This is a genomic window from Acinetobacter sp. YH12126, assembly GCF_013418745.1.
GTDB lineage: Bacteria > Pseudomonadota > Gammaproteobacteria > Pseudomonadales > Moraxellaceae > Acinetobacter > Acinetobacter amyesii.
The window spans coordinates 1-25,461 of record NZ_VPBM01000007.1 but is presented as its reverse complement, the minus strand read 5'-3'; the positions used below and the strand labels follow the sequence as shown (position 1 = coordinate 25,461).

General features: G+C 39.6%; 20 protein-coding genes and 2 pseudogenes. 19 read left to right on the top strand and 3 right to left on the bottom strand.

The window, feature by feature from the left end; genetic code table 11:
* Nucleotides 1-271: 271 nt before the first annotated feature.
* Nucleotides 272-2,152, bottom strand: coding sequence for a tRNA uridine-5-carboxymethylaminomethyl(34) synthesis enzyme MnmG (gene mnmG, locus FTU62_RS06000; RefSeq protein WP_180102154.1), 1,881 nt, complete (start codon nt 2,150-2,152; stop codon nt 272-274).
* 253 nt (nt 2,153-2,405) lie between these two features.
* On the opposite strand from mnmG, the gene FTU62_RS05995 reads away from it, so the two are divergent.
* The 10 genes from FTU62_RS05995 (at nt 2,406) to FTU62_RS05950 (ending at nt 11,918) form a co-directional block, all read left to right on the top strand.
* A complete protein-coding gene (locus FTU62_RS05995; RefSeq protein WP_180102153.1) occupies nt 2,406-2,756 on the top strand; it encodes a hypothetical protein in 351 nt (116 codons plus the stop codon).
* Between the two features lie 147 nt (nt 2,757-2,903).
* On the top strand, nt 2,904-3,782 hold the full coding sequence (locus tag FTU62_RS05990) for a bile acid:sodium symporter family protein (RefSeq protein ID WP_180094476.1): 879 nt from the start codon (nt 2,904-2,906) through the stop codon (nt 3,780-3,782).
* A 74-nt stretch (nt 3,783-3,856) separates the two neighbouring features.
* The gene (locus FTU62_RS05985) at nt 3,857-4,744 is read left to right on the top strand and encodes a bile acid:sodium symporter family protein (protein WP_180102152.1); all 888 of its coding nucleotides are present in this window, start codon (nt 3,857-3,859) and stop codon (nt 4,742-4,744) included.
* A gap of 126 nt (nt 4,745-4,870) precedes the next feature.
* Nucleotides 4,871-5,773, top strand: a complete 903-nt coding sequence (prmA, locus tag FTU62_RS05980) for a 50S ribosomal protein L11 methyltransferase (protein ID WP_078188734.1) — start codon at nt 4,871-4,873, stop codon at nt 5,771-5,773.
* A gap of 18 nt (nt 5,774-5,791) precedes the next feature.
* On the top strand, nt 5,792-6,676 hold the full coding sequence (locus FTU62_RS05975; RefSeq protein WP_180102151.1) for a DUF3426 domain-containing protein: 885 nt from the start codon (nt 5,792-5,794) through the stop codon (nt 6,674-6,676).
* A gap of 392 nt (nt 6,677-7,068) precedes the next feature.
* Nucleotides 7,069-7,338 (top strand): DNA-binding transcriptional regulator Fis, encoded by a 270-nt coding sequence (gene fis / locus FTU62_RS05970; RefSeq protein ID WP_001086304.1) that lies wholly within the window; start codon nt 7,069-7,071, stop codon nt 7,336-7,338.
* Between the two features lie 95 nt (nt 7,339-7,433).
* Nucleotides 7,434-9,008, top strand: a complete 1,575-nt coding sequence (gene purH / locus FTU62_RS05965; RefSeq protein WP_180102150.1) for a bifunctional phosphoribosylaminoimidazolecarboxamide formyltransferase/IMP cyclohydrolase — start codon at nt 7,434-7,436, stop codon at nt 9,006-9,008.
* A gap of 130 nt (nt 9,009-9,138) precedes the next feature.
* A complete protein-coding gene (gene purD, locus FTU62_RS05960) occupies nt 9,139-10,422 on the top strand; it encodes a phosphoribosylamine--glycine ligase (protein WP_180102149.1) in 1,284 nt (427 codons plus the stop codon).
* Nucleotides 10,423-10,508: 86 nt separating this feature from the next.
* Nucleotides 10,509-11,348, top strand: a complete 840-nt coding sequence (locus tag FTU62_RS05955; RefSeq protein WP_180007760.1) for a TIGR02391 family protein — start codon at nt 10,509-10,511, stop codon at nt 11,346-11,348.
* Nucleotides 11,349-11,360: 12 nt separating this feature from the next.
* Entirely contained in the window at nt 11,361-11,918 is a 558-nt protein-coding gene (locus tag FTU62_RS05950; RefSeq protein ID WP_180102148.1) for a GNAT family N-acetyltransferase, read from the top strand.
* A 242-nt stretch (nt 11,919-12,160) separates the two neighbouring features.
* On the opposite strand, the pseudogene FTU62_RS05945 reads toward FTU62_RS05950, so the two are convergent.
* Nucleotides 12,161-12,480 (bottom strand): annotated as a pseudogene (locus FTU62_RS05945) (pyrimidine/purine nucleoside phosphorylase).
* A 655-nt stretch (nt 12,481-13,135) separates the two neighbouring features.
* On the opposite strand from FTU62_RS05945, the gene FTU62_RS05940 reads away from it, so the two are divergent.
* From FTU62_RS05940 to FTU62_RS05900, 9 genes are all read left to right on the top strand, one after another.
* On the top strand, nt 13,136-14,008 hold the full coding sequence (locus FTU62_RS05940; protein WP_180102147.1) for a MetQ/NlpA family ABC transporter substrate-binding protein: 873 nt from the start codon (nt 13,136-13,138) through the stop codon (nt 14,006-14,008).
* Nucleotides 14,009-14,082: 74 nt separating this feature from the next.
* Nucleotides 14,083-15,108, top strand: coding sequence for a methionine ABC transporter ATP-binding protein (locus FTU62_RS05935; RefSeq protein WP_180102146.1), 1,026 nt, complete (start codon nt 14,083-14,085; stop codon nt 15,106-15,108).
* Nucleotides 15,105-15,800, top strand: a complete 696-nt coding sequence (locus FTU62_RS05930) for a methionine ABC transporter permease (RefSeq protein WP_078188742.1) — start codon at nt 15,105-15,107, stop codon at nt 15,798-15,800. The genes FTU62_RS05935 and FTU62_RS05930 overlap by 4 nt, the downstream gene beginning before the upstream one ends.
* Nucleotides 15,801-16,026: 226 nt before the next feature.
* A complete protein-coding gene (locus FTU62_RS05925; protein ID WP_257223077.1) occupies nt 16,027-16,602 on the top strand; it encodes a hypothetical protein in 576 nt (191 codons plus the stop codon).
* Between the two features lie 204 nt (nt 16,603-16,806).
* Nucleotides 16,807-20,379, top strand: a complete 3,573-nt coding sequence (dnaE, locus tag FTU62_RS05920; RefSeq protein WP_180102145.1) for a DNA polymerase III subunit alpha — start codon at nt 16,807-16,809, stop codon at nt 20,377-20,379.
* A 51-nt stretch (nt 20,380-20,430) separates the two neighbouring features.
* Nucleotides 20,431-21,273, top strand: a complete 843-nt coding sequence (locus FTU62_RS05915; protein ID WP_180023821.1) for an RNA methyltransferase — start codon at nt 20,431-20,433, stop codon at nt 21,271-21,273.
* A complete protein-coding gene (cysE, locus tag FTU62_RS05910) occupies nt 21,266-22,075 on the top strand; it encodes a serine O-acetyltransferase (protein WP_180088464.1) in 810 nt (269 codons plus the stop codon). Before FTU62_RS05915 ends, cysE begins: the two co-directional genes overlap by 8 nt.
* Nucleotides 22,076-22,180: 105 nt before the next feature.
* Nucleotides 22,181-23,095, top strand: a complete 915-nt coding sequence (locus FTU62_RS05905) for an ABUW_2363 family tetratricopeptide repeat lipoprotein (protein WP_078193555.1) — start codon at nt 22,181-22,183, stop codon at nt 23,093-23,095.
* Between the two features lie 128 nt (nt 23,096-23,223).
* Nucleotides 23,224-25,230 (top strand): triacylglycerol lipase, encoded by a 2,007-nt coding sequence (locus tag FTU62_RS05900; protein WP_180094456.1) that lies wholly within the window; start codon nt 23,224-23,226, stop codon nt 25,228-25,230.
* A gap of 121 nt (nt 25,231-25,351) precedes the next feature.
* On the opposite strand, the pseudogene FTU62_RS05895 reads toward FTU62_RS05900, so the two are convergent.
* Nucleotides 25,352-25,461 (bottom strand): annotated as a pseudogene (locus FTU62_RS05895) (IS5/IS1182 family transposase); the annotation flags it as partial.

The following is a 25,461-nucleotide window of genomic DNA, read 5'->3' as shown; positions in this document are numbered from 1 at the left end:
ATAAATACCACTACAAAGGTCGGAATTCACACGACCAAAAGCCCACCATTAAGACCTAAAACTTTGTATATCAATAGTTTTTAGATCTTATTTTTTGTATTTATAACTAATTATCAATCACTTAGGTTTATGAAAGATTTTAATAATCAAACCATAGCTAAAACTAATGATGATCAAAATATTCATTTAATCCGATCAAATACCAACAGCCAATAATTTATTGGCAATAAAAAACCCGCAACTGAGCGGGTTTTTTATTTAACTCTAAATCTTATGCAGATTTTTTCGCTTGGTTATTCTTACGGATGGTAATCATCACCAATTGAACAGCCGCAGGTGTAACACCCGGAATACGACTTGCTTGTGCCAATGTTTCAGGCAATACATTTTTCAGCTTCATGGTGATTTCACGTGAAAGACCAGAAACTACATCGTAATCAAAATCAGCAGGAATACGTGTATCTTCCAAACGTTTCATTTGCGCAACGTCTTCTTGCTGACGGTTAATATAACCCGCATATTTCACAGCAATTTCAATTTGCTCTCCAACAAATGCTGAAACTTCTGAACCAGTCAATTCAGCAATTTGCGCAAAGTTGATATTTGGACGTTTGAGCAAATCAATTGCATTGGTTTCTTTTGACAGGTCATCGCCAGTCATTTCAACGAATTTTTTGCCTAGTGGATTGTTTGGCGCTGCCCAAAGGTGTTGTAAACGACCTTTCTCCGTTTCTACAGCTTCCATTTTTTGGCAGAACGAATCCCAACGCGCATCATCTACCAGCCCCATTTCACGACCAATGGCAGTTAAACGCTGATCCGCATTGTCTTCACGAAGCATCAAACGGTATTCCGCACGTGACGTGAACATACGGTACGGTTCTTTAGTACCGAGAGTAATCAAGTCATCAACCAACACGCCCATGTACGCTTCATCACGTTTTGGTGTCCATTGCTCTTGATCCCATGCACGACGTGCTGCGTTTAAGCCTGCAAGCAAGCCCTGCGCACCCGCTTCTTCATAACCCGTTGTACCGTTAATTTGACCTGCAAAATACAGGTTATTAATCGATTTGGTTTCTAAAGAAAATTTCAATGATTGTGGGTTGAAATAATCGTACTCAATCGCATAACCCGGACGCAAAATGTGCGCATTTTCCATACCACGAATCGAGCGAACCAATTCAAACTGAACATCGAATGGTAAAGAAGTTGAAATACCGTTTGGATAAAGCTCATGTGTGTCCAAACCTTCAGGTTCCAAGAACACTTGATGCGAATCTTTATCGGCAAATTTATGAATTTTATCTTCAATCGATGGGCAGTAACGTGGACCCACACCTTCAATCACACCAGTATACATTGGTGAACGGTCTAAGCCGCCACGAATGATATCGTGAGTTTTCTCGTTGGTATGTGTGATATAGCAATTGATTTGCTCAGGATGCATCGACACATCACCCATGAACGACATAGTCGGAGATGGGAAATCACCCGGCTGTGGCGTCATCACAGAGAAATCAACTGATCGTGCATCGATACGTGGTGGTGTACCAGTTTTTAAACGACCTACAGGTAAGTTCAATTCACGAAGGCGCGCAGCCAATGAAATTGAAGGAGGATCGCCCGCACGACCACCTGAAGCATTATTTAGACCTACGTGGATCACTCCACCTAAGAATGTACCTGTAGTCAATACAACAGTTTTCGCATCAAAGCGAATACCCATTTGGGTGACTACACCTTTAACGGTATCGCCTTCAACAATAAGGTCATCAGCGGCTTGTTGGAAAATATCCAAATTCGCCTGGTTTTCTAAAGTATGACGGATCGCAGCTTTAAAACGTACACGGTCAGCTTGGGCACGAGTCGCTCGTACTGCTGCACCTTTACGTGAGTTTAAAATACGAAATTGAATACCACCTTTGTCGGCAGCCAATGCCATAGCACCGCCAAGCGCATCAATTTCACGGACTAAATGTGATTTACCAATACCACCAATGGCCGGGTTACAGCTCATCTGCCCTAAAGTCTCAATATTATGAGTTAAGAGTAAAGTCTGTCGACCCATACGTGCCGCAGCAAGAGCTGCCTCAGTACCCGCGTGACCGCCGCCGATAACAATGACATCGTAAACTTTAGGATAATGCATAGTGGTAAAGGAGATTAAAAAAGGATGACGGAAGATTATAGCAAAAATTCACCGATAAGTTGACTGATTAACTCGATTTTATTGTTATTGGCTACTGTTTTATGCCTATATATTTCTTTAAGAACATACATACTTTGCATATTCCACATAAAAATATACATTTCTCAAGCAAATGTTACTCGAAGATTGTTGTTTTATTCTGATTATTTTTTATTCTGTTATAGATCCCATGAGAATCATAAGGACTATAAGCATGAATAAGAATATTTTGCTATCCACGGTTTTATGCGGTTTATGTTTATCACCATTTGCTGCCTCAGCCAATGATAAAGTTGAGAAAGTGTATGATGCACAGCGATATCAACAAGTCTGTAAAGGTAAAAGCCAAGGCGCTCAAGTATCATTCGCCTATCGCGGTATTATCTGGAATGGTACCTGCGAACCACAATTTTTTAGCTCTTCCAAAAATGCAAATCTTCATGGTGAAGAAGCCAAATTATTAAGCACATGTAGTGCAGATGCAAAAGCCACTACTGCAACGATTAATGGACAAGAAATAAAAGGAAAATGTGCTTTAGGGTTCACTCCTCCTCGTCCTAAATAAACAGTTGTCGATGAAAATATCGACCAATTAACAGATCAAAAATAAAGCGGGTAAAACATCAGTTTTTACTCGCTTTTATTTATTGCTTATTTATTAAACTGAGATAAACTCAAAAACACTATAAGGATAAAAATATCAGGAAATTCCATGGATTCGGGATTATTTGCATTTTTTCTACCCATTGCTTTAGCCATTATGATGATGGGTTTGGGACTTGAACTTTCAGTCAAAGACTTTTTACGCGTTGGACGCTATCCAAAAGTTATTTTCATCGCTTTATTTACTCAGCTTATTCTACTGACCAGCATTGCGTTTTTCCTGTGTAAGTTGCTTGAGTTACCCCCTTTACTCGCGGTCGGACTCATGTTGCTTGCGGCTTCACCCGGCGGCCCCACAGCAAACCTATTCAGCTACCTATATAAAGGTGACGTTGCATTAAACATTAGCTTAACGGCCATTAACTCAGTTGTTTCGTGCTTTACATTGCCTTTTATCGTCAATCTATCCATTTTGCATTTTGTTGGTGAAAGTACCAGTATTGGCATGCCTATTGATAAGATCACACATGTATTTCTGATTATTTTGATACCGGTATGTTTCGGTATGTTTATTCGCAACTCCTTTCCGACCATTGCATATCACATCAACAAACCGATGCGAATGTTGTCTATTTTCTTATTAATTCTTATCTTTACACTCGCAGTTTTGCGTGAACAATCCAACATTATTACGTATTTTGCCAGCGTCGGCATTGCAACCTGTTTACTCTGTTTCAGTGGACTATTTTTGGGTTACTTAATTCCATTCCTCTCGGATGTGCCTGAAAAGCAGGCTCGTGCGTGTACCTTTGAGATTGGTATTCATAACACCAGTATCGCGCTAACCATCGCACTGAGTGTGCTTGAAAACACCACAGTCGCAATACCTGCCGGTGTTTATTCTATTTTTATGTATTTATTGGCAACCTTATTTGGTTTTATTTTGACACGCCGTGGCAGCCACCTAATTCAACAAGTGAAAACCTAAACTATTTTTCAAACGTAATCACCATAAGGACTTTGGTGAAAAACCATTAAATATGCTCAAGGAGAATAAATAAGATGGATTCTGGAATTATTACGGTTCTTTTGCCATTAGCACTGGCCTTTATTATGATCGGGCTTGGGCTAGAACTTACCCCCAAAGATTTCGCACGTGTCACCAAGCACCCTAAAGCCGTGTTGATCGCATTATTTTGCCAGCTCGTGTTGCTTGTCGGTATCGCCTTTCTACTATGTAAACTGCTAGCATTACCACCACTGCTTGCTGTCGGCTTGATGCTACTTGCAGCCTCACCTGGTGGTAGTACAGCGAACTTATTTAGCTATCTATTTAAAGGTGACTTGGCTTTAAATATTACCCTGACCGCCATCAACTCAGTCATTGCAGCATTAACCCTTCCATTGATCGTGAATTTTTCGATAATGCACTTCATGCAAGAAGGGCAACAAATCAGTCTGCAGTTTGGAAAAATCCTCCAAGTTTTCGGCATCATTATCATCCCCGTCTGTATAGGTATGTTACTTCGTCACTATTCACCTAAACTAACTGAGAAACTGCATAAACCACTCCGTATCTTTGCTGTGGTCTTTCTCATCTTAATAATTATTGGTGCTATTTACTCTGAACGACATAATATTGCAGCTTATCTAACTCAAGTTGGCTTAGCAACGGTTCTATTCTGCATCTTCAGCTTATGTATCGGTTATTTTGTTCCCAGACTATTCGGCATCAATAGTGCTCAGGCACGTGCTTGTGCATTTGAAATCGGCATTCATAACAGTACGTTAGCCATGACCATCGCCTTAACAGTGATGGCCAGCTCGGCCGTTGCAATGCCTGCAGCGGTTTATTCAATCTTTATGTATATCTTTGCCGCTGTATTTGGCTTCCTAATTACACGTTTCGCACCGATCTCGACAACTACAACAGAAACAATTAAAAGTTAAGTCGCTGAAAAGTTAAAAGGATGCCACGTGCATCCTTTTATTTTTTGTCAATTTTGATAATCGCTAGCTGCAAGTTGCCGAGTTCCGTTACAATAGCTTTTTATAAAACTCATTTAGGTTATGTCCGTGAAGTGGTTACAAATTCATATTACTGTTGAAAAAGCTCAAGTTGATTACACTGAAACGCTGCTCAGTTCTTTAGGTGCAGTCAGTGTCACGCTAGATGATGCAGAAAATCAGGATTTACTTGAACCACTTCCAGGTGAAACACCACTTTGGAATAAAGTGATCGTAACTGGTATCTATGCACAAGAAGATGATGAAGAAATTGATGTTGCCGCATTAGAAACATTTATTAAAGCTCAACTTCCAGAAGCACCAATGCGTAGCGAATTCATTGAAGACCAAGAATGGGAACGCACATGGATGGATGCTTACGAGCCTATTCAAATTGGTGAAAAATACTGGATCGTCCCAGAATGGATGGAAGCACCTGAAGCAGACGCCGTTAACATCAAACTAGACCCAGGTCTTGCATTTGGTACTGGTAACCATGCATCTACATTCTTATGCCTACAATGGTTAGGTAAAGTTGATCTTAAGGATAAAATCGTCATCGACTACGGTTGTGGTTCTGGTATTTTAGGTGTTGCCGCTTTACTTTTGGGTGCAAAAAAAGTTTATGCCACTGATATTGACCCACAAGCCGTTTTAGCAACACAACAAAATGCAGAATTGAATGGTGTACTGGAAAATCTGTATGTAGGCCTACCTGAAGAGTTCAACCAAGAGCTCGCTGGACAAAAAGCCGATGTGTTTGTTGCTAATATTCTTGCAGGCCCTCTAATGGCCTTGGCTGCAGAATTCTCAACTTTAATTAAATCTGAGGGCGAATTCGCACTTGCAGGTGTAATTGAAGAGCAAGTTTCTGATGTTTCTAGTGTTTATTCTGAATTTTTTGATATATTAGACGTAGAAAAACGTGACGAAACATGGTGCCGAATTTCGGGTAAACGCCAACAGTATTAAAATTTAAAATGTGTACTTATGAGCGACAAATTAACTAACTGCCCAACTTGTTTTACAACATATAAAGTAACTGTTCCGCAGCTTACTGTCGCTCAGGGCATGGTTTGTTGCCCAAAGTGCTCTACATCTTTTAATGCACTGTCTCATTTGGTGGTAGATAAAGCGTTGTCTTTTTCTACCCCTGAGCAAGAAAATGCACCGCAGAAAAACTCCAATACTATTATTAATGTCAGCGAATTTAATAATACGCTTACACCAGTGACTATTGAAGAAACACCAACCCACCATTTATTAAAACTATTTGATCAAAAAGTCGAAAACTCTAATATCGATCTAAAAACTTATTTAAATAACTTAAATTATTTCAGCACCGAACCGATCGGCAACCTGCCTGCTGTAAATTGGGCAGAACAGGCTGAAAAAGATAAAAAACGTACACCACTGAATTATTTTATGTGGTTCTGTATTAATGCTTTCTTATTTGGTGCACTTATATTCCAGTTTTTCTGGTTCAATCCTCAATATTTAAAAAACAGCCCAGTAATGGGTGCTGCATTCACAGCGGTCTGTGATGTCTTTAATTGTTCACGTCTAGAGGAACATTACAGTTTAATTAGTACCAAAAAAGTCAAAATTCGTAGCATTGGAAATAATGAAACACGTTTTACAGGTGAAATGATCAATTTTCATGACCGTAGCCTTGCCTTACCCAATATGAAAATTTCACTAAAAGAAAATGGTACTGAAATAGCAAACTATACGCTTTTACCTGAAGAGTATTTGGACAAAAGTCTGCATGGCATCCAACGGATCCCCAAAAGTAGTCCTTTTAAATTCCAATTTAGCCTACCAATTGCACGCAAAAGCTTCGATAATTATTCAATTGAGTTGATTCGCCCCTAATATTGGAAAAAACTATTAAAAAAGTAAAAAAAACATAAAAAAAATGCAGTTTTCTTGCTCACTTTTTCCTAGACAATGGTATGATACGCGCCACGAAAGCTTTGTGCTGCAAACTCCTCGCTAATTTTTCACAACAAATACAATCCCAACCGTGCGCTTTAATATTTATTGCGTATTGAGTAGATTTTTTGTTTGTTTTTTAGGCTGTAACAATTATTAATCTATTGTTACGCTTATTTTTCGAACAATTTTGCGAGTTGTGTCAAGCTACAAGTAATGTACAAGTTTTAGAACTCCGCATTAGGAACTAAAACGGAGTTCATTCAAGTTTATAGACCACTTTTAACAAATCACTTTACCCAAGTGATATTTGATTTTTCGGATTAATTCGCATGAATAGCAAATCTCCTATTTTTACTGCACAATCTGATGTCGCTCTTCGTATTCACGTAGATCGCGCAGTTCGCCATTACTTTGCACAATTGCAAGGCGAGCAACCATCTCAGGTATACGATATGGTGCTGGCGGAAATGGAGAAGCCTCTTCTATCTGTAGTTCTTGAATATACACGTGGTAATCAAACCCGCGCTGCTGAGATTCTCGGCTTAAACCGTGGTACTTTACGTAAAAAGTTGAAAGCTCACGGTTTAATGAGTGAATAAATGATAAAATGCTTGCGGCTTCCGCAGGCATTTTTTTTAACCTGCATTTTGCTAATTTTGTTTTAATCTGTTCCTTGAAAACTGTGACGAAGATCATGACTATTAAACGCGCTTTAATCTCTGTGTCTGACAAGACTGGAATTGTTGAATTTGCACAAGAACTTGCTGCTCTAGGGGTAGAAATTTTATCTACTGGCGGAACATACAAATTGTTGAAAGACAATAATGTTGCCGTAGTTGAAGTTTCAGAGCACACAGGTTTCCCAGAGATGATGGACGGCCGTGTAAAAACGCTACATCCGAAAATTCATGGTGGTATCTTAGCTCGTCGCGGTCTAGACGAAGCTGTGATGGCTGAACACAACATCGATGCAATCGATTTAGTTGTGGTAAACCTTTATCCATTTGCTGCAACTGTTGCAAAACCAAACTGCTCACTTGCTGATGCAATCGAAAATATCGACATCGGTGGTCCAACAATGGTTCGTGCTGCTGCGAAAAACCATGCATCTGTAGGTATCGTGGTAAATGCTGCTGACTATGGAACTGTTGTTGAAGAGTTAAAAGCTGAAGGTTCACTTTCACATGCAACTCGTTTTGACTTAGCGGTTAAAGCATTTGAACATACTGCACAGTATGACGGCATGATTGCATCTTACTTAGGCGCTCGCGTAGGTAAGGAAGAAGGTCAAGCAGATAAATTTGCGCGTACTTTCAATACTCAATTGAACAAAGTTCAAGACTTACGTTACGGTGAAAACCCGCATCAATCTGCTGCTTTCTATGTAGAAGACACAGCAACTGAAGCATCTGTTTCTACTGCGAAACAACTTCAAGGTAAAGAATTATCTTATAACAACATCGCAGACACTGACGCAGCACTTGAATGTGTAAAATCATTTGCTAAGCCTGCATGTGTCATCGTAAAACACGCAAACCCATGTGGCGTAGCAGTATCTTTAGACGGCATCCAAGCGGCTTATGACCTTGCTTATGCAACTGACCCTGAATCTGCATTCGGTGGCATCATTGCATTCAACCGTGAATTAGACGTTGCAACTGCTCAAGCAATTGTTGACCGTCAATTCGTTGAAGTGATCATTGCTCCTAGCGTTGCTGAAGGCGTGCTTGAAGTGACTGGTGCGAAGAAAAACGTACGCGTACTGGTATGTGGCGAACTTCCTGCGATCACAGAACGTAAAGCTCAGTTAGATTACAAACGTGTGAATGGCGGTTTGTTGGTTCAAGACCAAGACTTAGGCATGATCACGAAAGATGACCTTAAAGTTGTGACTAAACGTGCGCCAACTGAAGCAGAAATTGATGACTTGATCTTTGCTTGGAAAGTTGCGAAATACGTTAAATCTAACGCGATTGTTTATGCGAAAGGCCGTCAAACCATTGGTGTTGGCGCAGGTCAAATGAGCCGCGTTAACTCTGCACGTATTGCAGCAATTAAAGCTGAACACGCTGGTTTAGTTGTTGAAGGCGCTGTAATGGCATCTGATGCATTCTTCCCATTCCGTGATGGTATTGATAACGCTGCGAAAGCGGGCATTAAATGCATTATCCAACCGGGTGGTTCTATGCGTGATGAAGAAACAATTGCTGCTGCTGATGAAGCTGGTATTGCAATGGTCTTCACTGGCATGCGTCACTTCCGTCACTAAGCACAGCGCTTAGAATGTAATGACAAAGTCATACATGTGGTTTAAAACAGATTTCTAATCTTGCATAAAGTCCTCTCCTATTTTTAGGCTGAGGACTTTATGTCATTTTCGATTCATGGAGTATGAACCGATGAATATTTTAGTTTTGGGTAATGGCGGTCGTGAACATGCATTAGCATGGAAAATCGCACAAGATGACAAAGTCGCAAAAGTATTTGTAGCACCGGGTAATGCGGGTTCTGCAACTGAAAATAAATGCGAAAATGTTGCACTAAATATTTTAGACAATGCTGCGATTATCGACTTTGCAAAAAATAATGCAGTTGATTTGATCGTGGTTGGCCCCGAAGCACCACTAGTCAATGGTGTGGTGGATGCTTGCCGTGAAGCGGGTGTAAAAATTTGGGGCCCAACTCAATTTGCTGCACAGCTTGAAGGCTCTAAAGCATTTGCGAAGCACTTCTTAAAACGCCACAACATTCCAACTGCTTTCTATGATGTATTTACAGAAGTAGATGCAGCAAAAGCATTTGTTGAAAAAAATGGCGCGCCGATTGTAATCAAGGCTGACGGCCTTGCTGCGGGTAAAGGCGTGATCGTTGCCATGACCAATCAAGAAGCATTTGATGCGATTGATGACATGCTTGCAGGCAACAAATTTGGTGATGCTGGCTCACGTGTAGTGATCGAAGAATTCCTTGCGGGTGAAGAAGCGTCTTTCATTTGTATGATTGATGGCGACAACATCTTGCCGATGGCGACTTCTCAAGATCACAAACGTATCTTTGAAGGCGACCAAGGTCCAAATACGGGCGGTATGGGTGCTTACTCTCCTGCTCCTGTGGTGACGGCTGACGTATTTGAAAAAACCATGAATGAAGTGATGCGTCCTACCGTTGAAGGTATGAAAAAAGACGGTCACGTGTATACAGGTTTCTTATACGCAGGTTTAATGATTGATGAACAAGGTCAGCCTAAAGTGATCGAGTTCAACTGCCGTTTTGGCGACCCTGAAACTCAACCAATTATGATGCGTTTAAAATCATCTTTAGTTGACCTTGTTGAAGCTGGTATTGCAGGTAACTTACCAAAAGAAGCAGATTGGGATGAGCGTAAGACTGTAGGTATCGTACTTGCGTCACGTGGCTACCCTGAAACTTCAAGCAATGGTGATGTAATTTCAGGTTTAGACACTGAAATGGCTGATGCGAAAGTATTCCATGCGGGTACAAAAGCACTTGAGAATGGTGACATTGTGACTGCTGGCGGTCGTGTGCTTTGTGTGACTGCGCTAGGCAACACCATTGGCGAAGCGCAAGCGAAAGCTTTAGAGCTGTGCCAAAAAGTAACGTTTGACGGCGTTCAATACCGTAAAGATATTGGTTACCGTGCGATTGCGCGTGAAAATGCTTAATCTTAATTTAAATTAAATAAACAACCCGCCGAGTGCGGGTTTTTTTTGATATATTCAATTAAATATCAAACAAATACTTTATTAAAATGATCTTTAATTTATTTAATCGACCATCTGAAGAAATACAATATTTAGGGACACCTTATACTCAAGATTGTTTAGACGCTATTGGTGTCATTCTCCAAACTCAAACATATATTGAAAAAGCATTACTTTTATCTTGCAATCAAATACATGCATATTTAATCAAATCTAATAGAAATACTTACATTATCAGATCAGGCTTTAGTTCAGGCTATTCTGGTGAAGGACCTAAAGGATTAGCATCATCACTGCAACTTCTTTTAAAGCACAATATAGAAGTTGAAGAAATTAATATTTCTGAAAAATTAATGAAGAAAGTAAATCATAGTTCATTATCAGATGCAGATCTTGAAACAATGTTCACAGCTAGAGTTGTAAGGCCAATTAACATATACGAATACATCTATGCAATTTATAAAACTACGGAATACCAAATCAATAATGACCGTTTCTATCCAACAGAATTACCTTTCCACTTGGTTGATTCTCGAATTTTCGATCTTGCTCTTAAATTTAATGATGATCCCAATTACTCAATCTTAACGGCATATACAAGATTAGAAGATATTGTCAAAGATAAAATTAATGATCATAGTCTGTTTTCTAACAGTCTTTTAAAAACCGCATTCATTTCAGATAAACAACGCAAATCAATTTATTCATGGGATACAAACAATGAAAAGGTTTCAAATGCCCTAGGTTGTCTATTTACCAATATATTTACTGCTTATAGAAATGAACGTGCACATAGTGAAGTTGATAAGCCTTATTCACAACAAATACGTGAATTTTTATTGATTAATGAACTATATTTATTAGAAAGCAAAGCAATTAAAAGATAAAGATGAATTAGCATGAATCAGTTTATCGCAACGCCTCGCCTCATCCTCCGCCAATGGAAAGACTCCGACACTGCCCCATTTATCCAAATGTGTGCAGATGACGACGTCATGCGTTATTTTCTAAAAAAACTCGATGCTTCAGAAGCCACCACATTTATGCAGCGCCTACGCGATGCAATAGAAACACGTGGTTGGGGTTTATATGCCGTTGAATTGAAAGCCACAGGCGAATTTATTGGTTTTATCGGCTTACATGTACATCCCCCTGAGTTTGAAATAGCCGATGCACCAGAAATTGGTTGGCGCTTACTGCCGCAATATTGGCATCAAGGTTATGCCACTGAAGGCGCAAAAGCTGTACTCAAGCATGCTTTTCGAAACTTAAGATTAGATAAAGTTATTTCCTTTACAGCAAGTTTGAACACACCATCAGAACATGTCATGCAACGCATTGGTATGCAAAAAGTCCGTGAATTTAATCATCCGCATGTACCAGCGGATCATCCATTAAACCGTCATGTGCTGTATGAAATACAGCGTAGTGATTATTTGCACATCCCCTTTTGCTAATTCAATAATTATTCACGGCAAAACCAAAGCACATTAACTCTGCCAAACAGTGACTATAGGTGATGTTAAATTCTTTAATTTTAGTAACTACAGGATTTCGCATAAGAAAGCTAAATCATTCATTAAATCATATAAAAAACCCTGCTAAATGCAGGGTTAAGAAAAAATATCAAATTCGATCACTAGCGATTAAAACATCTTGAGGTGTAAGCTGAAGCAACTGCAAACTTGTCTAAGCATGCTTAATCAAAATGGCATACATAGTCGACAACATCGGTACATTGCACTTTAAAAATTGAATCTTGTGGAACAATAAAGCTTTCGCCAGAATTATATTGAACAAACTCGCCCTGCTCCCCAATTTGCACAACACACTATCTTGATGTGATTTCAACACGTTCTTTCACATGCGCCTCAAACGTCATGGATTGCTCTGAAGGTAAAAATACACCGATGGTTTTTTGACTACCATCTTCCATTTTTAAAACATGGCTCACCGATCTACCGCCATAATGTACTGTAGGCTTTTTACAATTGAGACGAAATCAAACTGATTTAACATAGCGTGCCGCACATAGCAATTTATTATGATCAATTATAAAGCAGCTTATATTAAACAATGTAGCGGATTCAATCTTCCTCAGATTTAGATCTAAGATTTTGAAAAACCATGAATCAGAGTTGAACTGTAAATGTATCAATAAAGATTTCAATGCAGATTAGATTGGAGCACTTCGTTATTTTCACACATGAATGTTACAAATTTTGTGTATGACAGGACTTTTTCATTTTTATCATTTTTTCAGCAATACATTTTAAAATTTGTTATATAGACCTAAACTTATACAAATGACGCACTTAAATAGTTTAATTATAAATAATATATTGTTTTTACTTATTAAATTATTTAATTAAACATATTCCATATACATTTTTGGTGCTAAGCATAACTTTTTAAATCACTATATTGAATAATAAAAAATTGATATGATGCCTAGCGAAATATAGAGATTTGCTTTATTAAATCTTTTGTTTACAGCAGCTTGCAATGGCTATCTTTTCCCATTTGGAAATAGATTCAGATCTAATTGTATAAGTCTGTGTAGCATTTTAAATTATTAAGCATCTATCAGCCTGTCTGATAAAAGACTTAAGTAAATCTCTCCATAATATGATTTGTGAATTTATTAATTTTATAAATTTACTCGGGTGAATATATGAAAAAGCTCCTAGGATTAGTTCTCGGTTTATCTGTGGGCCTTTCAGGCTGTGGTAAACAAGAAGCTCCTGCAACTGACGCCGCACAACAAAAAGACACTGCAGAAGTGCAAACTGTTACCATGGCTTCGACTGGTTCAGATGCTGATATTTGGCGCTATATTGCTACGCTTCCTGAAACCAAAGAAGCTGGCATTAAACTTGAAGTGAAAAACTTTACTGACTATGTGTCTATGAACACTGCTGTAGCGAACAAAGAAATTGATGTTAATGCATTCCAGTCATATGCCTATATGGTTGCGTTTAATGACAACAATAAAGATAAAATCGCACCGCTTTCGACTACTTATTTAGAGCCAATGGGTATCTATTCAAGCAAAGTCAAAAAACTTGAAGAGTTCAAAACAGGTGCAACAATCGCGATTCCAAATGATGGCGCAAACGAATCGCGTGCATTGTTACTACTTCAATCTGCTGGCTTAATCAAACTTAAAGCTGATTTTGACGATGTAAAAGGTACACCTGATGACGTAACTGAAAATGCGAAGAAAATCGTAATCAAACCAATTCAAATGGCGACTGCTGTTCGTGTTAAAGACGAAGTTGATGCGATTGTTTTGGGTAATACCCTTGCGATGGAAGGTGGTTTAAACGTACTGAAAGATGCGGTTTACTATGAGCCAATCGACCAAAGTACAAAAATGAACGTGAACATTCTTGCTGTTGCTGCTGACCGTCAAAATGACCCAGTTCTACAAAAAGTAGGCGCGCTTTATCACACTCCAGCAGTTAAAACTTACATCGATGAACATTTTGGTGGTACTAAAATTGATGTAAACAAACCAACTAGCTACCTCACTGAAGCAAAATAGTAATATAATTTCTTCAAATAAACAGGCAAAGTTTACTTTGCCTGTTTTTTCATTTCTGAACCTTTTTTGACGCTATGATCCAATTTAAAAATATCTCCAAGCATTTTGAGCTTAAAGGCCAAACCGTTACAGCACTGGATCAGATTAATCTGGACATTCCAGATGGCTGTATTTTCGGTCTAATTGGCTACAGTGGTGCAGGCAAAAGTACCTTAATCCGTTTAATTAATTTGCTAGAACGTCCTAGTGAAGGGCAAATTATTATTCATGATAAAGACTTTACTGCTTTAAATTCGGCAGAGCTACGTCAAGAAAGAACCAATATTGGCATGATCTTCCAGCACTTCAATTTACTGCAAACCAAAACAGTTGCAGAAAATATTGAAATGCCGCTTAAACTTTTAGGTGTGTCTAAAGCTGAACGCCAAAAACGTTTAGAAGAGTTGCTCGAATTTATTGACCTAAAACATAAGAAAAATGCCTATCCAGATGAGCTCTCTGGTGGCCAAAAACAACGTGTCGGGATTGCCCGTGCGCTTGCCAATCATCCTAAAATTTTACTGTGTGATGAAGCAACATCAGCTCTCGATCCGCAAACTACCAAATCGGTATTGGCGTTATTAAAGAAAATCAATCAAGAACAAGGCATTACTATTGTGATGGTCACCCATGAAATGGATGTGATTGAATCTGTTTGTGATTATGTTGCGGTGATGGAACAAGGGAAAATCATCGAACACGGATCAACATTAGAGATTTTTAGTCAGCCAAAACACACTACAACCAAAAACTTTATTCAAACTGTATTGCAGCAACAGCTTCCTGTTACTATTTTAAATAATCTAGAAAATCAAAACCATAACAGTATTTATTGTTTAAAATTTCTGGGCAGTTCGGCACAAGAAACTGTCATTCAGGCGGTAATTAAACAGTTTGATATTAGCCTGAATATTTTGTTTGCCAATATGACTGAAATTAATGGTGCGGTAATTGGGCAAATGTTCGTTCAGCTATTAGGTGATGCAGCATTGATTCAACAAGCGGTGGCGTTCTTAGAACAACATGGCGTTGAAGTCACTCAAGCAGGAGTTCAGCAATGAGAGATTTAATTGTTCAATGGCTGACTCAAATTACAGCACCCTTTTGGAAAAGTTCTTTGTCCATGGATCAGTTCGTCACTGCCCTACAAGAAACTTTTCACATGGTGTTCTTTGCCATGCTCTTTGGCTGTATTTGGGGTTTTATCCAGGCCGTGATTTTATATGTCTCACGTCCACAAGGCATTTTGCCTAACCGTGTCATCTACCATGGTTTGAACCCGATTGTGAATGCGCTGCGTTCATTGCCATTTATTATCCTCCTGATTGCGGTCATCCCTTTGACCAAAGTCATTGTGGGTACTTCAATTGGTACTTGGGCTGCAATTGTTCCTCTCACAATCTATGTTGGTCCTTACATTGGTCGTCTGATTGAAACTTCGTTGCTTGAAGTGAATGACGGCATCATTGAGTCTGCTCAAGCGATGGGTGCATCTCCGCTGCAAATCATTACTAAATTTGTCCTACCAGAGTCTCGTAGCTCTTTAATTTTAAACTTAACGACTGCAACCATTAGCTTAATTGGTGCAACAGCCATGGCGGGTGCAGTAGGTGCAGGCGGTATCGGTGATCTTGCCATTTCTTATGGTTATCAACGTTTTGATAGTAGCGTGGTCATCATGACCGTCATTGTATTGTTGATTTTGGTACAAATTGTTCAAAGTCTGGGGGACTGGTTATCAAAACTGCGCTAAGCCTGCATAATTCATATATTTAAGCTCTCCTCGGAGGGCTTTTTAGTTTCTTAGATTCTAAAATTTAGTTTTTAATACCGCAATTAAACCAAAATTCTTTTTAATTTTAAATTATTTTGACGGCAAATTAGCAACACCATAAAATTTAAAATATAACCTTCAATATTACGTTTACAAAAACTTGAATGAGTACAAAATATCAAAAGAATAGAATTTTATATTCTCCATGCAAACAATACTGCTAACACAAATTTTCCGCTTAACTTTTTACACAACGGGGATATTCATCACTTCAGCAGCATCTGCATCCATTGCTGATTATGACTATCTAACTAGTATTAAGGTAAATGATGTTGACTTAGCCTTACCCTTGCCTGCATCAAAAGCAAATGCATTAATCAGCAAAAATCCAGTAAAGCTTAAATATGAATATTCAGAATGTACCGGCAATACTGAATTTCATGTCACATCAAAAGGTAAATTTCTAAAATTTGAAATTTATGCTGAGGACAATCCTCAAGTTAAAAATGATTCATTCTATAAAAATAAAAGCAGCTTCGCCCAACTTGGACAAACCAAAGGGGATGTTTGGATGGAATGGGATAACTCCACGCAAATACGCGATAAAATTCAAATTGGGTCAAAACATCTGATAAGCCAATATGACTATCAACAATTTGTAAAAGACTTTCCCGAAAGTGCAAAATTGGCCAATCCAAATGAAGTTGCATATGTGATTTTACTCTCATCGACTCATGCAAAATCCGTGCTGAAAGAGCCGCATAACTATGATTTACCCTAAATTGGCAATCTAGTCTTCAACTTTAAAAATAGCAAATTAATAGCTCTTTCAGTTAATCAAGGTATTGCTTGCTAAATGGTGCTTGTCATACAGCGTTTATTGATTAAACAGTGAATTTATAAATCTGCATAAAGCCATGCAATAAACGCAAGTTTGATCTCAGAGCATGCTAAAATCAGCAGCTGTTTTCGCAGGGACTCATCTATGCACTTTGTACATCTTGGTATTTTTACAGAATTTTCCATTACTGAATCTATTGTACGTATACCTGATCTTGTAAAAGCTGCAGCTGCAGATGAAATGCCCGCTCTGGCCATTACTGACCTTTCAAATCTACATGCTGCTGTAAAATTCTATAAAAAGTGCTTAGATAAAGGCATTAAACCCATATTTGGTTCAACCATTCGTCTGAATGATGCTGAACACAAAGCTACTCTTCTAGCGATGACCAATAAAGGTTGGCGCAGTCTAACAGAGTTGGTTTCTGAAGGTTATATTTCAGGTCAACAGCTTGATATTCCTTGCGTAAAAAAAGATTGGATTTTAAATCAACACCAAGACTTGATTGTTTTACTGGGTATGCAAAGTGATGTCGGCAAAATGCTTTGCTCTTCCAACCCGCAAAAAGCTGAACCACTGTTAGCTGAATGGGTCGAAAAATTTGGCAATCGTGTTTATCTAGCGATTACACGAACTGAGCGCTCGGGTGAAGAAGACTTTATTCACGAAGCAGTAAAACTTGCGAAGAAATTTAACATTGGTGTGGTTGCTCATAACGATGTGCATTTTATTCGTAAAGAAGATTTCGAGGCACATGAAGCACGCGTTTGTATTGCCGATGGCTATGTCCTCGGTGACAATCGTCGCCCTAAAAATTACAGTCCTGAACAGTATTTTAAAACTGCCGAGGAAATGACGGAGCTGTTTGCAGACATTCCAACGGCTATAGAAAATACCTATCACATTGCGCGACGCTGTAATGTGTCATTACGTTTAGGCTTCCATGACCTTCCCGATTATCCAATTCCTGAAGGTCATACAATTGACACCTATTTTGAACATTTATCAAAAGAAGGTTTAGAAGAACGTTTAGCGCATTTGTACCCTGTCGAACAACGTGGTGACGACTGGCCAGAAATTCGTAAGCCTTATGATGAACGTTTGGCTTATGAAGTTGGGATCATCCTGACCATGCAATTCCCAGGTTATTTCCTAATTGTCATGGACTTTATTCAATGGTCTAAAGGTAATGGCGTCCCTGTTGGTCCAGGCCGTGGTTCGGGTGCAGGTTCCTTGGTTGCCTATAGTTTAAAAATTACCGACCTAGACCCACTACGTTATGACCTACTGTTCGAACGTTTCTTAAACCCTGAACGTGTATCGATGCCCGACTTTGACGTCGATTTCTGTATTGCAGGTCGTGACCGTGTTATTGACTATGTTGCACGCACTTATGGTCGAGATGCGGTCTCTCAGATTGCAACTTTCGGTACCATGGCGGCAAAAGGTGCAATTCGTGACGTAGCCCGTGTCTTAGGTAAATCTTATGGTTTGGCTGACCGTATTTCTAAAATGATTCCGACCAAGCCTTTAGGTTTAAGTTTGGAAGAATCCATTGAGGCCGAACCACAGCTAAAAGATATTGTCACCAACCCATCAAATCCTGATAACGACGATGCAGCCGAAATTTGGGAAATGGCACTCAAACTTGAAGGCATTACCCGTAATACAGGTAAACACGCCGGTGGTGTGGTAATTGCACCAACCAAGTTAACCGACTATTCCGCTGTACTGTGTGATGCAGATGGAACTAACCGTGTAGCCCAATTCGATAAAGACGATGTGGAAGCTGCAGGCCTAGTAAAATTCGACTTCTTGGGCTTACGTAACTTAACGGTAATTGAAGATGCCATTAAGCACATTAATGCCCGTCCAGATATCACTACACCTGTCGACATTTCCTTGATTCCTTTGGATGACAAACCTGCCTATGCTGTGTTCGCAGATGCAAATACCACAGCAGTCTTCCAGTTTGAATCCGTCGGCATGAAAAAAATGCTGAAAGAGGCACGTCCAAGTAAGTTCGAAGAAATTATTGCTTTCGTGTCTTTATACCGTCCAGGCCCGATGGATCTGATTCCTGACTTTATTTACCGTATGCATGGTGGCGAGTTTGAATACTTACATCCATTACTAGAAAGTGTCCTTGAACCGACATACGGCATTATGGTGTATCAGGAACAGGTAATGCAGGCAGCGCAGTTCTGTGCTGGCTATAGCTTGGGTGGCGCGGATTTACTTCGTCGTGCCATGGGTAAAAAGAAAGTCGAAGAAATGATTAAGCACCGTCAGATCTTTACTGAAGGTGCTGCAACCAAAGGTATTGATGCAGATACGGCCAACCATATCTTCGATTATATGGAAAAATTCGCAGGCTATGGTTTTAACAAATCCCATGCCGCAGCCTATGCCCTTGTTGCATATCAAACCGCTTGGTTAAAAGCACATTTCCCAGCTGAATTTATGTCAGCAGTGATGACCTCGGAAATGCAGAATACCGATAACGTGGTGTTCTTGATCGATGACTGTCGTATTAATGGTCTTGAAGTCTTGCCACCTTCGGTCAATATGTCTTTATATAATTTCCATGCCAGCGATCCAAAAACCATCGTCTATGGTTTAGGTGCGATCAAGGGTGTCGGTGAAGCTGCCATGCAGTCTGTGATTGACTCACGTATCCAAGATGGCCCATATAAAGATCTGTTTGACTTCTGCCATCGTATTGACCTAAAAAAAATCAATAAACGCACGCTTGAAGCATTGATTCGTGGTGGCGCATTGGATTGTTTAGGATTAGAACGCGCTGACTTGATGGCGCAATTACCAGAAGCTGTACAAGCGGCTGAGCAAGCCCGTTCAAACCGCGAAACAGGGATGATGGATTTATTTGGTGAAGTTGAAGAAGTTCAGCGTAAACCTTCTAAACCTGTTAAACCGTGGTCTGATGAAGTTCGTCTTAAAGGTGAAAAAGATACTCTCGGGCTTTATCTAACAGGTCATCCGATCGATGTGTATCGATCAGAGCTAAAAGCCTTTATTTCACAGCGCATTAATGAGCTTACGCCTACACGACGTGGTACCACTACAGTATTTGCAGGCCTAGTCGTCGATGTTGCCAACTTCCCGAACCGCATGATGGTGACGCTCGATGATGGTACTGCACGTATTGAAGTGTCTGCGAATCACGAACGTTTTAACCGCTTCAAAGATGTGATTCAAAACGAAAAAGTGGTGGTGATTGAAGGTGAAATTTATGAGCGTGAAGGTTTTGATCGCCCAATGGGTCGTCTAACCAAAGCCTTCAGTTTGAATGAAATCCGTCAAAAACGTGCCAATGCCATTCAAATTAAATTAACACCTGAACATTTTAGTAAAACGCTATCACGCGACATCCAAAATATTTTACTGCCTTTCTGCAATGTCGATATGTGTACGCATATCCCTGTGCAGTTATATATTGACTATCCATATGCGACGGCCGACATTCATTTGGGCTTAAACTGGAAAGTTGCCCCACTAGATGAATTACTGTCTAAGCTGCGTGACTACTTCGGTAAAGAATCTTTGCATGTCGAATATCATGTCAAATCCAAAGCTGCCAAAGCGGTAAGTTATGAACAAGCCTCTATTCCTGCGCAGGTTCCGCCACCGCCAGATGGGATGAGCATGGATGATGCCATGGATTTATACCAAGCAGAAGCCAATCAATTTTCTTAAAGTTTAAACGCTGTTTGAACTGCTTTTTTAAATAAACATATTGGAAATATCATGAATCAAACTGACAATGCTGCGGTTTCAGCACATCTCTCCCATGTGCGTATTGTCATGGTGAATACAACATTACCCGCAAATATTGGTAGTGCATTACGTGCCATGAAAACCATGGGACTTTCAAAGTTGGTCTTAGTTGCACCGAAGACTTACCCGCATCCGGACATTAATGCTTTGGCTGCCGGTGCTGTCGATTTAATTGATCAAATTGAAATCGTTGAATCATTAGAAGAAGCTATTAAAGATTGTCATATTGTCTTTGGTACTAGTGCGCGTAGTCGTACCATCCCATGGCCATTACTCGACGCTCGCCCTGCTGCCGAAATGTCTCTCAAAGCGGTCTGTGAACAACAGCAAGAAATTGCCGTGGTGTTTGGCCGTGAAGACCGTGGTTTGACCAATGAAGAATTAGCAATGGCCAACTACCATGTCACTATTCCAGTAAATACTGAATATGGCGTCTTAAACGTTGCCCAAGCGATTCAAGTCATTTGCTATGAAATGCGCATGGCCGCCCTTGCACATACTGAGTTAACTGCAAATCCTGATGCCAATATGCATGTTACCAATAACATCGATATGGAATGGGACGAACCTTTGGTGACCCATGAAATGATGGAACAGTTCTACCCGCATATTGAAAAAATGCTGGCAGAGATTGAATTTATGGATCCAAAAAATCCAAGATTATTACCTTTACGCTTGCGTCGCCTATTTGGACGTATACAATTAGATCGTATGGAATACCACTTATTACGTGGCATCTTTAGCCGAGTACAGGCTTTAAATAACGGAACATGGAAAAAATCTACAGACAATGAGGATCAATCTAATGCTTAAGCAGCTCAAAGAAGATATACAGGCTGTATTCGCGCGCGATCCTGCTGCACGAAATACGCTCGAAGTCTTAACGACTTATCCAGGAATTCATGCCTTAATCATGCATCGTATGGCACATGAACTTTGGAAAAAAGAGTGTAAAGGCTCAGCTCGTCTATTGTCTTCTTTTAGCCGCTTTGCCACAGGCATTGAGATTCATCCGGGTGCGAAAATCGGTCGTCGTTTCTTTATTGACCACGGTATGGGTGTGGTGATTGGTGAAACAGCTGAAATTGGTGATGATGTCACCCTCTACCATGGTGTGACCTTAGGTGGCACGACTTGGAACAAAGGCAAACGTCACCCAACTTTGGAAGATGGTGTAGTGGTTGGCGCTGGTGCAAAGATCTTGGGCCCATTTACGGTGGGTAAAAATGCCAAAGTCGGTTCAAATGCCGTCGTGACTAAAGAAGTTCCTGCAAATACTACTGCTGTGGGTAATCCAGCACGCTTTATCACCAAAGATAAACCAAAAGATGAAGCGGAAACACGTCGTCGCGACTATGCAGAAAGTATTGGTTTCCAGCCTTATGCTGCAACCCAAGACCAAACTGACCCGATGTTAGAAGGTATGCGTGTATTGTTAGATCGTATTCAGCACAATGAAAAACGTATGAATAATTTGTGTCAGCGTTTGTCTCTCCTTGACCCAACGTTCAAAAAGCAACAGCTTAATGAACAACCTTTTAGTCAGGAAGAACTTAAAATCATTGAAGATGTGCGCCGCGAATGCGAAGCTCAAAGTAATCAATCTAAAGCTTAACCAAAAGCAATCAGAATAAATTGCCTTTAACTTGCATGTTGTTCAGAGTTTTTTTAGACTGACCAACATGCTTTTTTTATAAAATAAATTTAATGGATGAATCATATGACGCTTAAGCCCTTGGCAGTTGCTTGTATTGCTTTAACCCTTGCCGCTTGTGGAAGCGCCCCAACTAAAAATAATGCTCCTAAAGATGCCATGATTTTTGTAGAGCCTGAACTGACTCCACCTTTCTACGCACTCAACCCATTTAACTACGATGCACCACCTCCTTTTGAATTAAATTTACAAAAAGCTGCAGCACAGCCTGTGACTAAGATGGTGGTAACTAGCCCAACCGACCCATCTAAGCAATTAACCCTAGAAGAAAACCGCCTGATTATCCCCACTGTTGACAGCAAAGAACGTTCGATGAAATTTGCTGCTTTAGCAGGTGATAATGAAATCGACATTACTGAAATTGATGATTTCTTACAGCTTGTTGAAGGTAAAGCACGTCACTATCCACCACGTTTTGTTCAACGCCAAGAACGCAAAGGGTTTGAGCTTAAACTCAAGGAAGTTACGCAAAAATTAGATACGCTTGCGTCTAAAGACAATGCTTCTTTTGATATTTTAGTTCGTGCATTTAAAGCCAGTGTGATGGCACGTAACCTTGATTTGGGTTCTGTGTACACAACTAAATCATTAACTTACGCACAACGTATTTTAAAAATCAACCAAGATGATGCAGAAGCAAACTTCTGGTTCGGTTTTGGTTTATCTGAAGGTGGTGGTCAACGTGAAGCGATTCCATACTTAGACAAAGCAATGAAAGCCGGTGTTCAAGAAGCGTATCTTTCTGCAGCAAATAACTATATTGCCATGGAACAAAAAAAGAACGCCATTCAGGTTTTAAAGAACTATAAAGTTAAATATCCACAAGAAGCAGAAGTTGCTGATCGTTTAATTCAAGAAATTGAAAAGCAAGGTCGCTGGAATGTTTGGCAAGTTTTAAATCCACCTAAAGCTGCGTCTTAAATCTGACGATTTAAAAAATTCTTTTGAAAAAAGACCGTTTTAACGGTCTTTTTTCATTTAAGGTGAATTGAAAATCCTGACAATTATCGTATGATTTGAAAATACTTAACCTTATGCGCGGCCTCTTTATGCAGCAAAATATTAAAAAAATACTGCTCCTTGGAATCATAAGTACAAGCGTACTGAGTGGATGTCAGGTCGTCAGTGTCAAAAATCAAAAACTCAATGTTTCGATTGCCAATGAACGTGAAAGTATTATTTCTCGAAACAAACTTAGCGAAGCCAGTTTAAATGTCTTGTCGATGACAGGTCGGGAAGCCAAAGCCTGCACAGAAGACCCGAAAGCCTGTGTTGATGAGTTACAACAAATTCCTCAGATTCAAGATGAACAATTACTTTCTACAGCAAGTGAATTATATTTAGCTAAAGCTATAGAATATGAATCTTCTTCAGCCTGCAAGTTAGGTGTGCTCAGTAGTCACAAATCTGAAGAAAAACAAAAAATTGAACAAGACACTTATAATAAGTGCTTAGATCAACAATTGATACTTCTCGATAAAAGTATTCGCTATAGCTATGCGTACATGTTTAAAACCAAACGTGCGCCTGCTGATCGTATTTTTGATAACCGTCAAGTTCAAATCCGTGATTTCTATAATCAAGGGATTGCCAAATTGGTTAGCAGCTATGCACTACGTTATAAGCCGCAAGAAGTCACCCAACAGATTAAAGTCGGACAAACCACCTATCACATAGACTTCAGCCACTACCCAGAACTCAAAAATCGTAAAATTGAACAATTGATGTCAACCTATAACCTTAACTTCTCAGGTTTACGTTCAATTACCCGTCGAGATGGTTTTGGCTCCGAATTTCTTGTGGTTTTACCCGAAGAACATACGATTGAAACAGGCAAAGCAAAATATATTATCAACCCGATTGATTTTAAATATCCGTCTGGTTCAAATCCTAATATCCATCAAGCGCGCTATTTAGCTGCAACCTTAACGGCTGAACCACTAAGCGCTACAACTACAGTTGATCAAATTTTGAATCAACATGAGTTTCAAATTAAAGCTTACGATCCGTATAAATATGAACAGGTCAATATTGCCAATAAAAACTATGCGCTTGCTGCCAATTTTTCTGCTCCATATGGTCTTTGGTTAGCACAAAATAACTTGGGTAAGGCAGCTTATTTATCACTGATTGACCGAGATGAAAAACTGACGATGCCGCATCTCTACATGCTTGAACCATATAATCCTGACAAGAAAGTTATCGTCTTGGTACATGGCCTTGCTAGCAGCCCTGAAGCATGGATTCGTCTGACTAACGATATTATGGGCGATTCAGTGCTACGTGAACATTATCAAGTGTGGCAAGTCTTCTATTCAACGAATATGCCGATTATTGAAAGCCGCTTCCAAATTTATTCCATTTTGACTCAGACCTTTAGCAAAGTAGACGCCAATGCCGCAGCTAAAAAAGATGCTGTTCTAGTCGGTCATAGTATGGGCGGCATTATTGCACGACTACTGGTCAGCCAAGCCGATACCACGCAAGCAGCTTTGAAAATGATGAATTCACGTCAATTAAATCAGTACCGAAATATTCCAGTAGTGAAGCAGCGTATGGTGATTGATGATATTCCAAATTTCAGCCGCGCAATTTTTTTAGCTGCACCTCATCGCGGTACAGAATATGCAGATCGCTGGTTTACCAAAGCCGCTCGAAAAATTATTAAACTCCCAGGAGCTTTTTTATCGGCCATGGGTGATGTGTTAACTCAAGAAGAAGACCTGAAAGATTTATTTCGTGAAATTGACCATGGCTTGATCCAAAATGGACCAAGTGACTTAAGTCATCAATCAAAATTTATCGCGCTCACTGAAGATATTCAGCCGCGTAAGGGTTTGAAGTTTCATTCAATTATGGGAAATAACACCAACAGTCAAGATAAAAATATTATGACGGATGATATCGTACCATACACTAGTGCTCATCTAGAGGGTGCTGTTTCAGAAAAAATCATTAAAGGGGGTCATTCGATTCAAGAAACCCCTGAAGCTGTACTCGAACTACGCCGTATATTACGTTTGCATTTGATTGAACTTGGCCTCTATAAACCATAAGGCAATACAGCATTTAAATCGATCTACATATTTTAAAACCGATCTCAGGATCGGTTTTTTTTATTTCTGCATTTACTTGAATATGCCATTATTCAGGTAATTACTAGACTTCTTTCATAATTCATTTTTTGCTCAGCTCTAAATTATAGATTCCTGCAATTAAATTGAATCTTAAGCCCAGTCTTTTTCCTCGATTACGATATCGCTCGGCAAGGATTTTGAAAGTTTTTA